The following is a 13,504-nucleotide window of genomic DNA, read 5'->3' on the forward strand; positions in this document are numbered from 1 at the left end:
GCGCAGGCCGGCGGGCTGTACTGAGGCGGCGCGTCCCGCCCGGCCCGCTCCCGGCCGAGAAAGCTCCCAGCTCAGCCCAGGTCGGGTCCGCCCGGCCTGGGCTCTCGCGTTGCGGGTCGGGGGCGACGGTGCGGCGGACGGTCATCGCCGGGTCGAGGGGCCCGCGAGCGCGACCGACGCCGTCCGGGATGGCGCGGCGGCCATGTCCGTGCGCCATGTCCGCGCGTCATGTCCGCGCGTCATGTCCGCGCGGGCCGTTCCCGCGCGGGGTCTGCCCGTCGGCACCGACCCACGTCGCGCTCCGCAGGCGCACAGAAAAAAGCCGCCCCGGATGGAGCGGCTCGAGGAGTCATCAGGGAGGCATCAAAACAGAGCGGACGTACATGTCCAACTCGACATCCAGATCACTGGATGCCTGTTTATGCCTCGAAAACCTTAATGCGGAGTTAAGTCGGTTCTCGCCCGGCGACCTCAGGCCGCCAGACTGTCGAACAGCCCGCGCCCGTCGGTCCCGCCGACCAGATCCTCGACGAAGTTCTCCGGGTGCGGCATCATCCCGAGGACGTTCCCGGTCTCCGACAGGACGCCCGCGATGGCGTTGAGGGAGCCGTTGCGGTTCGCCTCGACGGTGATCGCGCCGGTCGCGTCGCAGTAGCGGAAGGCGACCCGGCCCTCGCCCTCGATCCGCGCCAGAGTCTCGGGATCGGCGAAGTAGTTGCCTTCCCCGTGGGCGACGCAGACGTCGATCACCTGGCCCCGGGTGTAGGCGCTGGTGAAGCGGGTGTCGGTGCGCTCCACCCGGAGCGTCTGCCGGTGACAGATGAAGCGCCGGTCGATGTTGCGCATCAGCACGCCGGGCAGCAGGCCTGATTCGCACAGGATCTGGAAGCCGTTGCAGATGCCGAGCACGAGGCCGCCGCGGGCGGCGTGGGCCCGGACCGCGTCCATGGCGGCGGCCCGGCCGGCGATGGCGCCGCAGCGCAGGTAGTCGCCGTACGAGAAGCCGCCGGGCAGGACGGCGAGGTCGGTGCCGGCGGGGAGCGCGTGGTCCGCGTGCCAGACGAGGCTCACCTGCGCGCCGGAGCGCCGCAGGGCCCGGACGATGTCCGACTCGCGGTTGGAGCCCGGGAAGACGACGACCGCGGCGTGCATCAGAGGATCTCGATCGCGTAGTTCTCGACGACGGTGTTGGCCAGGAGCTTCTCGCAGGCCGTGCGCAGCGTCGCCTCGGCGGCGGCGCCGTCGGCCGCCGACACCTCGATGTCGAAGACCTTGCCCTGCCGGACGCCGTCGACGCCCTCGATGCCGAGGGACCTGAGGGCGGCCTCGATCGCCTTGCCCTGCGGGTCGAGTACACCGGTCTTCAGGGTGACGATGATACGGGCTTTCATGGATCTTCGGGTCTCACGCGTGTCCGGGACGGGAGTGTGACCTGCGACAACATCACACAGACCGTCGCCGGTCACTTCTAGCAGGAAGGCCGGCGCACTGTCGAACACGCCGCACGCATAGGGATCATTCCGCTGTTCGATACAACTCGAACGCGGAACCCGCGCGCGGGCGCGCGCTCAGCGATGCGCCGCCGGGGCCGGTCCCCGCAGGGGCTCGATGCTGGTCGCCCGGCGCCAGAGCTGGAGCATGATCCAGGCCGCGAACAGGCTGAACAGGCCCATCAGGACGTGTCCGACCCGCTCGCCGAGATCGAAGATGCCCGCGATGGCCCAGCCCGCCGCGATGGCCACGGCGAAGACCTCGGTGCCGACGAGGACCATCATGCTGATGATGGTGATGGCGTTGCGCCCGTTCACGAGATCCGCCCTCGAAAAGATTTCGGGCCCCGGACGAACCGTCCGGGACCCGCGCAGCTAGCCCACAGAGGCGGGGCGATGCAACCGATCGGGCCGGGGCCAGGGCCGCGGCCCGGTCCGGACCGGCCTCAGCGCGGCGCGCGCTTGGCCAGGATCCGCTGCAGGGTCCGCCGGTGCATGTTGAGGCGTCGGGCGGTCTCGCTGACGTTGCGGCTGCACAGCTCGTAGACGCGCTGGATGTGCTCCCAGCGGACCCGGTCCGCCGACATCGGGTTCTCGGGCGGGTCGGCCCGCTCCCCCGGCTGCGCCATCAGCGTGCCGTGGATCTCGTCGGCGTCCGCGGGCTTGGCGAGGTAGTCGAAGGCGCCGAGCTTCACCGCGGTGACCGCGGTGGCGATGTTGCCGTAGCCGGTCAGGATCACGCCGCGGGCCTCGGGCCTGCGCTCCTTGAGGCGGGCGATCACGTCGAGGCCGTTGCCGTCGCCGAGGCGCATGTCGATCACCGCGAAGGCCGGGGCGCGGGCCTCGACGGCGGAGACGCCATCCGCGACGCTGTCGGCCACCTGCACGTGGTAGCCGCGGCTCTCCATCGCGCGGGCGAGGCGGGTCTGAAACGGCTTGTCGTCGTCGACGATCAGCAGGCTGCGGTCGGAGAAGGCGGCCAGCGGATCGGCATCGTTGATCACGGCGGGGTCTGTCGCCGCCGAGGTCCCGGGCTGCGTGAGCATCCGGCACTCCTTTCGGGTTTTCGTCGTCGGGTTCTTGGTCTGTCCCTCATATAGGGACGGCATCGCCCGGTGGCAGGGGGGCGTGGATACTGAGTTCCGGAGAATGTCGCGGCGCGGCGCCGCGCTCGAAGATGTGACGGGCCCAGGAGACGCGCACGATCGCCCCGTGGGCGTCCGGCGCCGCGACGTTCATCAGGGCGAGCTGCGCCCCCGAGCGCTCGATCAGGGTCTTGGCGATGAACAGCCCGAGGCCGAGGCCGGCCCCCACGGTCCCGCCGGATTGCGGCCGGTCGTGGCTGCGGGTGGTGACGTAGGGCTCGCCGGCCCGCAGCAGCACCTCGCTGGAGAAGCCCGGCCCGTCGTCGCGGATCTCGATCCAGACCCGGTCGGGGGTCCAGCGCCCCTCCACGGTGACGCCGGCCTCGGCGAAGTCGACGGCGTTGTCGAGGATGTTGGCGAGCCCGAACATGACGCCCGGGTTGCGCCGGCAGGCCGGCTCCGGCCCCTCGCCGGTGCTGGTGACGGCGAGGGCGGCGCCGAGTGCCCGCTGCGGCGCCACCAGCTCCTCCACGAGGTGGCTGAACGTCACCGTCTCCAGGAAGCCGGCCCCGGCCCCGTCCCCGTCGAGGGAGGTCAGCTTGCCGAGGATGCCGCGGCAGCGGTCGACCTGCTCGCGCAGCAGGTTGAGATCCTCCGCCACCGCCGGCGAGGCGGTGGGCCCGAGCTGGCGGATCAGCTCCTTGGTCACCACCATGATCGTGCCCAGCGGCGTGCCCAATTCGTGGGCAGCCGCGGCCGCGAGCCCGTCGAGCTGCGACAGGTGCTGCTCGCGGGCGAGCACCAGCTCGGTGGCGGCGAGCGCCTGGGCGAGGAGCCGGGTCTCCTCGGCCACCCGCCACGCGTAGACGCCCGTGAAGGCGGTCCCGAGCAGGATCGCGGTCCAGACGCCGGAGACGTACAGGAACGGCAGCTCGATCCGCCCGTCCGCGAACCAGGGCAGGGGCCGGTGCACCAGGGCCAGCAGGGTCGCCAGCCCCACCGCCAGGAGGCCGAGCGCCAGCGTCCGCTCAGGCGGCAGGGCGGTCGCCGAGATCAGCACGGGGGCGAGGAACAGCAGCGAGAACGGGTTCTGGAGCCCGCCCGTGAGGAACAGCAGGGCCGCGAGCTGCACGATGTCGAAGGCGAGCAGCAGGGCCGCGGAATCGTCGCTGAGCCGGTAGCTCGCCGGGAAGCGGATCCGCAGGGCGAGGTTCAGCCAGGACGAGGTGGCGATCACCAGGAAGCACCAGCCGAAGGGCAGGGGCAGGCCCAGGCCGAACTGCGCCCCGACGACCGCCGCGCTCTGGCCCGTGATGGCGAGCCAGCGCAGGCGGACGAAGGTGTCGAGCCGCAGGTGTCGCGCGTCGCGACCGAGGCCGCTGAGATCGGTATCGGGCATAGTCTGTATCGGTGCGTCGCCGGACGGGCCCGCCGGCGCGGCGTCCCGTGGACTCCCTTCGCATGACGCGGCGACGGGATCCCGGCGCGCCGACCCGGACACGTCGTCGCTGCGGACGGTCGCCCGCGGACGTGGTCACAGGCAAGTCGCCGCAGCTCCGGGATGTTCCGCCCGCGTTCAGGCTGGAGCATTATCCTATCGATTCGGGTTGCAGGGGGTGTGGGCCGCGCGGCCCGATGCCCGCGGCCACACCGAGACCGCGAGGTGACGATGCTGCTGGCCTATTCCCTGTACGAGGGCGCCCGCGCCCTGATGGCACCGGCCCGCGTCGCCGCCGACCTCACCCGCTACGGGCTGCAGATGCCGGGCAATCCCCTGGCCTACGGACCCTATGCCCGCGCGGTCAGCGCCGGCTGCGAGATGTTCGAGCGCGTCACCCGCCAGTACGGCAAGCCCGCCTTCGGCTTCACCGAGACGGTGGTGGACGGCGTGGCGGTCCCGGTCACCGAGCGGGTGGTCTGGGAGCGGCCGTTCTGCCGCCTGATCGCCTTCGACCGCGCGTTCCCGGCGGCCCCCGCGGAGCCGCAGCCCAAGCTGCTGATCGTCGCGCCGATGTCGGGGCACTACGCCACGCTGCTGCGCGGCACCGTCGAGGCGATGCTGCCGAACCACCGGGTGTTCATCACCGACTGGACCGACGCCCGGATGGTGCCGCTCTTCGCGGGCCAGTTCGATCTGGACGATTACATCGACTATCTGCAGGAGATGTTCGCGGTCCTCGGGCCGGACCTGCACGTCATGGCGGTCTGCCAGCCGGCGGTGCCGGTGATCGCCGCGGTGGCGCTGATGGAGGCGGCCGACGAGCCGGCGGTGCCGGCCTCCATGACCCTGATGGGCGGCCCGATCGACACCCGCCGCTCGCCCACCGCGGTGAACTGCCTCGCGCAGGAGCGCGGCCAGAAATGGTTCGAGCAGAACACGATCAGCCTCGTGCCGCCGATCTACCCGGGCGCGTGGCGCCGGGTCTATCCGGGCTTCCTGCAGCTGTCGGGCTTCATGGCGATGAACCTCGACCGCCACGTCACCGCCCATTCGGACATGTTCGACCATCTGGTGACGGGCGACGGCGACTCGGCCGAGAAGCACCGCGAGTTCTACGACGAGTACCTCGCCGTGATGGACCTGACGGCCGAGTACTACCTCCAGACCGTGCAGACCGTGTTCGTCGACCACGCCCTGCCGACGGGGCGGATGACGCACCGCGGCGCGCCGGTCGACCTCGGCGCCATCCGCCGCTGCGCGATCCTCGCGGTCGAGGGCGAGAACGACGACATCTCCGGCGTCGGCCAGACCAAGGCGGCCCTCGACCTGACGCCGAACCTTCCCGAGGCGCGCAAGGCCTACCACCTCCAGGCCGGCGTCGGCCATTACGGCGTGTTCAACGGCTCGCGCTACCGGTCGGTGATCGCGCCCCGGATCGCGGCCTTCATCCGCGCCATGCAGGCGGTGCCGGGCGCGCGGGGCGGCCACCTGCGTCAGGTCGGCTGAGGCGCCCGGTTCGGCTCCGCCCGCCCCCGCCGGGCCCTCCTCCGCGGAGGCTCGCGGATTCGTCTCGGGCCGAAGGGCGGGCGCCCTCTCGCCCCCCTCGCGTCGGGAGAGGCCCGCACGGCCCCCGGCGACCGTGCGGGAAGCGCCACGCTCGCATCCAAGCCCCGAAACGACCTGTGATCCCGTCTCCGATCGACGGTTTCGGCATAGCCGCTCCGCGGGCGGAGCGAGGCAACCCGGGCTGCGCGACGCCGGCGGGGATCGCGCTGCCCTGTGTCGCTGCGCGGCGCCCGCGATGACGGTGCGGGACAGATCGGCCGAAACGCCGCGCGCGCCACAGTCCTGAATACATAACGCAGTGACGGGCGGGCTGGCGCGGGGCTTGCGAGACGCGCCCCGTGAGTTCGAGCCGCGCCGCCACAGCCCCCATCCACGCCGACGTCGCCCCGGGGCCGGCGGCGGGGCGGGCGCGTGGCCGGGCGCCGTTGTCACGCCGGGCCATTGCGCCCGTGCATCAGAACCGTTCAAACTCGCCCGCAAGGTGCGGGCCGGCGACCGATGCTTGAGATCCGCACCGCCAGGGAGACGACGATGGACCGCAGGACCTTTCTCAAGGGTTCGGCCGCGCTCGGTTTGGCTGCGCCGCAACTCGCGCGGCCGGCCCTCGCGCAGGGCGGCAAGGTCCTGCGCTTCGTGCCGCAGGCGAACCTCGCCAATTTCGACCCGATCTGGGGGACCCAGTACGTGGTGCGCAACGCCGGCACCCTCGTCTGGGACATGCTCTACGGCGTCGACGCGCAGCTGAAGCCGCAGCGCCAGATGGTCGAGTCCGAGGAGGTCTCGGGCGACAAGCTGACCTGGACCTTCCGGCTGCGTCCCGGCCTCAAGTGGCACGACGGCGAGCCGGTGCTGGCCAAGGACGTGGTGGCGAGCCTCACCCGCTGGATGGCCCGGGACCCGATCGGCCTGATGATCCGCGGGATCCAGGACGACCTCGCGGCGACCGACGACAGGACCTTCCGGTGGCGCCTGAAGAAGCCGTTCCCGAAGCTGCTCTACGCGCTCGGCAAGACCAACGCGCCGATGGCCCTGATGATGCCGGAGCGGATCGCCAAGACCGACCCGTTCACGCAGATCACCGAGTATGTCGGCTCGGGCCCGATGAAGTTCGTCCGCAACGAGTGGGTGCCGGGCGCCCGGGCGGTGTTCGAGACCTTCACCGACTACAAGCCCCGCGACGAGCCGAATTCCTGGCTCGCGGGCGGCAAGCGCATGCTGGTCGACCGGGTCGAGTGGGTGATCATGCCGGACGCCGCCACCGCGTCGGCGGCCCTGCAGAACGGCGAGGTCGACTGGTGGGAGAACCCGATCTCCGACCTCGTGCCCCTGCTGCGCAACAACAGCAGCCTCAACGTCGATATCGCCGACCCGCTGGGCAATATCGGGTCGTTCCGGATGAACCACCTGCATCCGCCCTTCGACAACCCGAAGATCCGCCAGGCCGTCCTGACCGCGATGAGCCAGGAGGACTACATGCGCTCGATCGTCGGCGACGACGACAGCCTGTGGAAGAAGCTGCCGGGCTTCTTCACGCCGGGGACGCCCCTCTACAGCGAGGCGGGCGGCGGCAATGTCGGCAAGGGCGACATCAAGCTCGGCCAGAAGCTGCTCAAGGAAGCCGGCTACAAGGGCGAGCCGGTGGTCTGCATCGTGGCGCAGGACCAGGGGATCACCAAGGCGCAGGGCGACATCACCGCCGACCTCCTGAAGAAGATGGGCTTCAACGTCGATTTCGTCGCGACCGACTGGGGCACCACCGGCACCCGCCGGGCCTCCAAGGCGCCGCCGTCCCAGGGCGGCTGGAACATGTTCCACACCTGGCACGCGGGCGCCGACTGCATCAACCCGGCGGGCTACCCGGCGGTGCGGGCGAGCGGCGACAAGGCGTGGTTCGGCTGGCCGAACATCCCGCCGGTGGAGACCGCCATCGCCGAGTGGTTCGACGCCGCCGACCCGGCCGCCGAGAAGGCCGCCATCGACAAGGTCAACGCCGCCGCCTGCGAGGGCGTGGTCTACGTGCCCACCGGGTTCTTCCTCGGCTACCAGGCGTGGCGGAAGAACGTCTCGGGCATCGTGAAGGGGCCGATCCCCTTCACCTGGGGCGTGTCGAAGGCGTGATGGCGCAGGACTTCGCCACGTCGGCTTGCCCGATCGGCCCGGTCTCGCGTGCCGGCTGCCCGCTTCGGGCAGCGCGCTCGGCGACGCGGCCGCAGGATCAGGCGCGGGTCCCCTCTCCATCCCGGTCGGGCTTGCCCGACCCGGGCTCCGCGGTGCGGATCTCGGGCAGGCCCGAGATCCTTCGGGAGCGGGACAGGGTGAGGGACGAGAACTCTCAGAAGGAGGCGCGACCGGTCCACGCCGCAAGGCGGTGCTCTGTCCTGAACCTTCTCATCCCTCACCCCAACCCTCTCCCGCCCGGGAGAGGGGGCCCGTCGCGCCCTGCCGCCAGCGTCGGCACCAGACCCAGACGTGTGAATATCGGCACCCGCAGAGGGGGGAGGGGGACGCGCGGCGCCCGCCGCGCCCTCGGCCCGGCACGATAGCGAGGACCCATGCTCGGCTATATCGGCAGGCGCATCCTCGCCACCATCCCCGTCATGGCGGTGGTCGGGCTGTTCGTCTTCAGCCTCCTCTACTTCGCCCCCGGCGATCCGGCGGCGATCATCGCGGGCGACCAGGCAACCCCCGACGACGTCGCCCGCATCCGCGCGACGCTCGGCCTCGACCGGCCGTTCCTGGTGCGGTTCTGGGAATGGTCGTGGCAGATCCTCCACGGGGATCTCGGCACCTCGATCTTCACCAACCTGCCGGTCACCACCATGATCGGCCAGCGGGTGCAGCCCACCGTCTCGCTGATGCTCGTCACCCTGGTCTTCGCCATCGTGGTGGCGGTGCCGCTCGGCGTCGTCGCCGCCTGGAAGGCCGGCAGCCTGATCGACCGCCTCGTGATGGGGCTCGCCGTGACGGGCTTCTCGGTGCCGGTCTTCGTGGTCGGCTACGTCCTGGCCTACGTCTTCGCCCTCGAGCTCGGCTGGCTGCCCGTGCAGGGCTACACGCCGATCGAGCAGGGCCTGTGGCCCTGGCTGTCCAACCTGATCCTGCCGGCGGTGACGCTCGGTCTCGTCTACATCGCGCTGATCGCCCGGGTGACCCGCGCGACCATGCTCGACGTGCTCCAGCAGGATTACGTGCGCACGGCCCGGGCCAAGGGGCTGTCGCAGGGGCCGGTCCTGTTCGTCCACGCCCTCAAGAACGCCGCGGTGCCGATCGTCACCGTGATCGGCATCGGCATCGCGTTGCTGATCGGCGGCGCGGTGGTGACCGAGACGGTCTTCGCGATTCCCGGCCTCGGGCGCCTCACCGTCGACGCGATCCTGCGGCGCGACTACCCGGTCATCCAGGGCGTCGTGCTGCTGTTCAGCTTCGTCTACGTGCTCGTGAACCTCGCCATCGACCTCTTCTACACCGTGCTCGACCCGAGGATCCGCTATTGACCGCGACCGTCGCGCCCTTCCCCAGCAGCGCCCCGCAGGCGGGCACCCCGCCCGAGGGGGCCGCCCCCAAGGCGCCCCCGCCGCCGGGCCTCGCCGTCGCGGCGCCGCTGCCGGACGTCATCCCGGCCCGCAAGCGCCGGGGCCGGGTCTGGACCTACGTGCGCCGCAACCCGACCATCGTGGTCGGCGGCGTGCTGCTCCTCATCGTCTTCCTGATGGCGGTGCTGGCCCCCTATCTCGGCACCGTCGACCCGACCGCCCTGGCGCCGGCCAAGCGCACCCGGGCCCCGTCGGCCCAGTACTGGTTCGGCACCGACATGCTCGGCCGCGACGTCTACTCGCGGGTGGTCTACGGCGCCCGGGTCTCGCTGCTGGTCGGCTTCTCGGTGGCGTTCCTCGCCTCGGTCGCGGGGCTCGCGGTCGGCCTCGTCTCCGGCATGGTGCGCTGGCTCGACGGGATCGTCATGCGGGTCGTCGACGGCATGATGTCGATCCCGCCGATCCTGCTCGCGGTCGCGCTGATGGCGCTCACCCGCGGCTCGGTCCAGAACGTGATCATCGCCATCACCATCGCGGAGATCCCGCGCGTCGCCCGCCTCGTGCGCGGCGTGGTGCTGTCGCTGCGCGAGCAGCCCTACGTCGAGGCGGCGGTGACCACGGGCACCCGGATGCCGGCGATCATCTGGCGCCACATCCTGCCCAACACGCTGGCGCCCATGACCGTGCAGGCGACCTACATCTGCGCCTCCGCGATGATCACCGAGGCGATCCTGTCGTTCATCGGCGCGGGCGTGCCGCCCTCGACGCCCTCCTGGGGCAACATCATGGCCGAGGGCCGGGCCCTCTGGCAGGTGAAGTTCTACATCATCCTGTTCCCGGCCATCTTCCTCTCGATGACGGTGCTCGCCGTGAACCTCGTCGGCGACGGCCTGCGCGACGCCCTCGACCCCCGCATGGCGAAGGACGTGTGATGAGCACAGGCGTGAGCGGCCCCCCCCTGCTGTCGATCGAGAACCTGCAGGTCCATTTCCGCACCCCCGACGGGGTGAACCGGGCGGTGGACGGGGTCTCGTTCGCGATCCAGTCGGGCGAGACCCTGGCGATCGTGGGCGAGTCCGGCTGCGGCAAGTCGGTGACCTCGATGTCGATCCTGCGGCTCCTGCCCGAGCCGCCGGCCCGCATCGCCGGCGCGATCAAGTTCGAGGGCCGGAACCTCCTCGACCTGCCGAACAGCGCCATGCGCAAGATCCGCGGCAACGACATCAGCGTGATCTTCCAGGAGCCGATGACCTCCCTGAACCCGGTGCTGACGGTCGGCCGCCAGATCGGCGAGACCCTGCGCCTGCACCAGGGGCTCGGCCGCCGGGAGGCCGAGGAGCGGGCCGTGGAGATGCTGACGCTGGTCGGCATCCCCGAGCCGCGGCGCCGGGTGCGGGAATACCCCCACCAGCTCTCCGGCGGCATGCGCCAGCGGGTGATGATCGCCATCGCGCTCGCCTGCTCGCCCAAGCTCCTGATCGCCGACGAGCCGACCACGGCCCTCGACGTGACCATCCAGGCCCAGATCCTCGACCTGATGCGCGACCTGAAGGCCCGGGTCGGCGCCGCGATCATGCTGATCACCCACGATCTCGGCGTGGTCGCCGAGGTCGCCGACCGGGTGGTGGTGATGTATGCCGGCCGCAAGGTCGAGGAGGCGCCGGTCCGCGACCTGTTCCGGGCGCCGCGCCACCCCTACACCCGCGGCCTGATGGGGGCGGTGCCGAAGCTCGGCGCGGTCGAGCACGGCGGCGACGAACGGCTCGCCGAGATCCCCGGCATGGTGCCGAGCCTCAAAGGCCGGATCGAGGGCTGCGTCTTCGCCGGGCGCTGCCCGGACGTCACCGACCTGTGCCGCGCCTACGCGCCGGCCCTGGAGCCGAAGGCGCCGGGCCACCTCGCCGCCTGCCACTACGCGCCGAAGGACGCCCTCGCGGCATGAGCGCCACGCCCGCACCCGCCGCCCGCACCCTGCTGGAGGTCAACGACCTCAAGAAGCACTTCGCCCTCGGCGGCGGCCTGTTCGGCCAGTCCAAGCGCGTGCTCAAGGCGGTGGACGGCCTGTCCTTCACGGTCGCCCGGGGCGAGACCCTGTCGCTCGTCGGCGAGTCCGGCTGCGGCAAGTCCACGGTCGCCAAGGCGCTGATGCGCCTCTACGCGCCCACCGCCGGGCAGGTGGTGCTCGACGGGCGGCGCATCGACGACCTCTCGGCCGGGTCGCTCCGGCCCCTCCGGCGCCACATCCAGATGGTGTTCCAGGACCCGTTCTCGTCGCTCAACCCGCGGATGCGGGTGCGGGCGATCCTGGCCGAGCCGATCCGCAATTTCGGGCTGGCCCGCAACAGTGCCGACCTGGAGAGCCGGCTGGCCAGCCTGATGGAGCGGGTCGGCCTGCCGCGGGAGGCGCTGGGGCGCTTCCCGCACGAGTTCTCGGGCGGGCAGCGCCAGCGCATCGGCATCGCCCGGGCGCTCGCCGCCGAGCCGGACCTGATCATCTGCGACGAGGCGGTCTCGGCCCTCGACGTCTCGGTGAAGGCCCAGATCGTCAACCTGCTGCGCGACCTGCAGCGCGAGCTCGACCTCGCGATGCTGTTCATCTCGCACGACCTCGCCATCGTCGAGCACATGACCCACCGGGTGGCGGTGATGTATCTCGGCAAGATCGTCGAGATCGGGCCGCGCCGCGATCTCTTTCTCGCGCCCAAGCACCCCTACACTCAGGCCCTGCTCTCGGCGGTGCCGATCCCCGAGCCCGGGGCCGGGCGCACCCGCATCGTGCTCAAGGGCGACGTGCCGAGCCCGATCAACCCGCCCGCGGGCTGCCGCTTCCATACCCGCTGCCCGCACGCCTTCGACCGCTGCCGGACCGAGGTGCCGGGCCTCGACGCGGTCGGCGCCGGACACTTCGCCGCCTGCCACCTCAACGACGCGGCCGCCCCCGCCCGGGCGGCCTGACGGAGCCGTCTTTGCGAGCGCAGTGAAGCAACCCGGTGTCGCGCGCGATCCCCGAGCATGGCGGATCCCTGGGTCGCTTCGCTTCGCTGCGCTCGCGATGACGGTCGAGCTGTTCGCGACCAACATTCGGAGCCTTCCGTGCAGCACGACCTCATCCTGAAGGGCGCGCGGGTCATCGACCCGTCGCAGAACCACGACGGAATCTGCGACGTCGCCTTCGCGGACGGCCGGGTCTCGGGCTTCGGCCGCGACCTGCCGGCCGGCCCCGGCACGCAGGTCCGCGACATGGAAGGCGCGATCGTCACGCCGGGCCTGATCGACCTGCACACCCACGTCTACTGGGGCGGCACCTCCCTCGGCATCGACGCCGACGAATTCTGCCGGACCTCCGGGGTGACCACCTCGGTCGATACCGGCAGTGCCGGGCCCGGCAACTTCGCGGGCTTCCGCAGCCACGTGATCGAGCGGTCGCAGGCGCGGATCCTCGCCTACCTGCACGTCTCCTTCGCCGGCATCTTCGGGTTCTCGAAGACCATCATGGTCGGCGAGAGCGAGGATCCGCGGCTCATGGCGCCCCGCGAGGCGGTCGAGGTCGCCGACGCCAACCGGGACGTGATCGTCGGCATCAAGGTCCGGGTCGGGCGCCACGCCTCGGGCGACCAGGGCACCGCGCCGCTCGACATCGCGCTGCAGGTCGCGGAGGAGACCGGCCTGCCGCTGATGGCCCATATCGACGAGCCGCCGCCGAGCTACGAGCAGGTGCTGGCCATGCTGCGGCCCGGCGACGTGCTGACCCACGCGTTCCGGCCGTTCCCGAACTCCCCCATCACGGCCCAGGGCGCCGTGAAGCCGGCGCTGCGCGAGGCGCGGGCGCGGGGCGTGATCTTCGACATCGGCCACGGCAAGGGCTCGTTCGCCTTCAAGACGGCGCGGGCCATGCTGGCGGGAGGCTTCCTGCCCGATACGATCTCGTCGGACGTGCACCAGCTCTGCATCGAGGGGCCGGCCTTCGACCAGGTCACCACCATGTCGAAGATGCTCTGCCTCGGCATGAGCCTCACCGACGTGATCGCCGCCTCCACGGTGAACGCCGCCGTGGCGCTCAAGCGGATGGAGTACGGGACCCTGAAGGTCGGGGCGCTCGGCGACGCCACCGTGCTGGCGGTGCGGGACGGCGCGTTCGACTACGTCGACACGCGGGGTGAGCACATGACGGGCGACCGGCGGATCACCGCCGAGGGCGTGGTGCTGAAGGGCCGGTGGTGGCATCCGGCCTGACCTGTCGGGCCTGACCAGTCGGGCCTGACGATCGGGACCAAGATCCCATCGCATACAGAATATCGACCTTTACAGCCTCTTCCGCGGCCCGATACACTTTCCTGTGAGGGGCGGACCATCTCCGGCCCTCAGCGAAACGCGGTCCAAGCCGCGGCG

At 71.3% G+C, this 13,504-nt stretch carries 12 protein-coding genes; 7 read left to right on the forward strand and 5 right to left on the reverse strand.

Annotated features, from left to right (window positions below):
* Positions 1-471: 471 nt before the first annotated feature.
* The 5 genes from purQ to MMR14E_RS18180 all read right to left on the reverse strand — a co-directional run bounded on the left by purQ (position 472) and on the right by MMR14E_RS18180 (position 3,974).
* Complete coding sequence (gene purQ / locus MMR14E_RS18160) at positions 472-1,152, reverse strand: phosphoribosylformylglycinamidine synthase subunit PurQ (protein WP_331316176.1); 681 nt, start codon at positions 1,150-1,152, stop codon at positions 472-474.
* Positions 1,152-1,391: a phosphoribosylformylglycinamidine synthase subunit PurS gene (gene purS, locus MMR14E_RS18165; protein WP_020093986.1), complete on the reverse strand. Its 240-nt coding sequence runs from the start codon at positions 1,389-1,391 to the stop codon at positions 1,152-1,154. Before purS ends, purQ begins: the two co-directional genes overlap by 1 nt.
* Before the next feature lie 177 nt (positions 1,392-1,568).
* Positions 1,569-1,808: a hypothetical protein gene (locus MMR14E_RS18170; RefSeq protein WP_331316178.1), complete on the reverse strand. Its 240-nt coding sequence runs from the start codon at positions 1,806-1,808 to the stop codon at positions 1,569-1,571.
* Between the two features lie 128 nt (positions 1,809-1,936).
* A complete protein-coding gene (locus tag MMR14E_RS18175) occupies positions 1,937-2,536 on the reverse strand; it encodes an ActR/PrrA/RegA family redox response regulator transcription factor (RefSeq protein WP_012321283.1) in 600 nt (199 codons plus the stop codon).
* Between the two features lie 46 nt (positions 2,537-2,582).
* A complete protein-coding gene (locus MMR14E_RS18180; RefSeq protein ID WP_331316179.1) occupies positions 2,583-3,974 on the reverse strand; it encodes an ActS/PrrB/RegB family redox-sensitive histidine kinase in 1,392 nt (463 codons plus the stop codon).
* Between the two features lie 270 nt (positions 3,975-4,244).
* Between MMR14E_RS18180 and MMR14E_RS18185 the strand changes: the two genes are divergently transcribed.
* From MMR14E_RS18185 to MMR14E_RS18215, 7 genes are all read left to right on the forward strand, one after another.
* The gene (locus MMR14E_RS18185; protein WP_331316445.1) at positions 4,245-5,522 is read left to right on the forward strand and encodes a polyhydroxyalkanoate depolymerase; all 1,278 of its coding nucleotides are present in this window, start codon (positions 4,245-4,247) and stop codon (positions 5,520-5,522) included.
* Between the two features lie 591 nt (positions 5,523-6,113).
* Positions 6,114-7,700, forward strand: coding sequence for an ABC transporter substrate-binding protein (locus tag MMR14E_RS18190; RefSeq protein ID WP_331316180.1), 1,587 nt, complete (start codon positions 6,114-6,116; stop codon positions 7,698-7,700).
* Between the two features lie 434 nt (positions 7,701-8,134).
* Entirely contained in the window at positions 8,135-9,076 is a 942-nt protein-coding gene (locus MMR14E_RS18195; protein ID WP_331316181.1) for an ABC transporter permease, read from the forward strand.
* Positions 9,073-10,047, forward strand: a complete 975-nt coding sequence (locus MMR14E_RS18200) for an ABC transporter permease (protein WP_419539369.1) — start codon at positions 9,073-9,075, stop codon at positions 10,045-10,047. The genes MMR14E_RS18195 and MMR14E_RS18200 overlap by 4 nt, the downstream gene beginning before the upstream one ends.
* Entirely contained in the window at positions 10,047-11,057 is a 1,011-nt protein-coding gene (locus MMR14E_RS18205; protein WP_331316182.1) for an ABC transporter ATP-binding protein, read from the forward strand. The genes MMR14E_RS18200 and MMR14E_RS18205 overlap by 1 nt, the downstream gene beginning before the upstream one ends.
* The gene (locus MMR14E_RS18210) at positions 11,054-12,070 is read left to right on the forward strand and encodes an oligopeptide/dipeptide ABC transporter ATP-binding protein (RefSeq protein WP_331316183.1); all 1,017 of its coding nucleotides are present in this window, start codon (positions 11,054-11,056) and stop codon (positions 12,068-12,070) included. Before MMR14E_RS18205 ends, MMR14E_RS18210 begins: the two co-directional genes overlap by 4 nt.
* Before the next feature lie 138 nt (positions 12,071-12,208).
* Positions 12,209-13,348, forward strand: coding sequence for an amidohydrolase/deacetylase family metallohydrolase (locus MMR14E_RS18215; protein ID WP_331316184.1), 1,140 nt, complete (start codon positions 12,209-12,211; stop codon positions 13,346-13,348).
* Positions 13,349-13,504: the final 156 nt, after the last annotated feature.

This window comes from Methylobacterium mesophilicum (assembly GCF_036441335.1).
Lineage (GTDB): Bacteria > Pseudomonadota > Alphaproteobacteria > Rhizobiales > Beijerinckiaceae > Methylobacterium > Methylobacterium mesophilicum_B.

What these genes read in the sequence shown, in the direction of transcription:
- purQ (WP_331316176.1), bottom strand. Translation starts at nt 1,152, where the DNA reads ATGCACGCCGCGGTCGTCGTCTTCCCGGGCTCCAACCGCGAGTCGGAC.
- MMR14E_RS18210 (WP_331316183.1), top strand. Translation starts at nt 11,054, where the DNA reads ATGAGCGCCACGCCCGCACCCGCCGCCCGCACCCTGCTGGAGGTCAAC.
- MMR14E_RS18180 (WP_331316179.1), bottom strand. Translation starts at nt 3,974, where the DNA reads ATGCCCGATACCGATCTCAGCGGCCTCGGTCGCGACGCGCGACACCTG.
- MMR14E_RS18195 (WP_331316181.1), top strand. Translation starts at nt 8,135, where the DNA reads ATGCTCGGCTATATCGGCAGGCGCATCCTCGCCACCATCCCCGTCATG.
- MMR14E_RS18190 (WP_331316180.1), top strand. Translation starts at nt 6,114, where the DNA reads ATGGACCGCAGGACCTTTCTCAAGGGTTCGGCCGCGCTCGGTTTGGCT.
- purS (WP_020093986.1), bottom strand. Translation starts at nt 1,391, where the DNA reads ATGAAAGCCCGTATCATCGTCACCCTGAAGACCGGTGTACTCGACCCG.
- MMR14E_RS18185 (WP_331316445.1), top strand. Translation starts at nt 4,245, where the DNA reads ATGCTGCTGGCCTATTCCCTGTACGAGGGCGCCCGCGCCCTGATGGCA.
- MMR14E_RS18205 (WP_331316182.1), top strand. Translation starts at nt 10,047, where the DNA reads ATGAGCACAGGCGTGAGCGGCCCCCCCCTGCTGTCGATCGAGAACCTG.
- MMR14E_RS18175 (WP_012321283.1), bottom strand. Translation starts at nt 2,536, where the DNA reads ATGCTCACGCAGCCCGGGACCTCGGCGGCGACAGACCCCGCCGTGATC.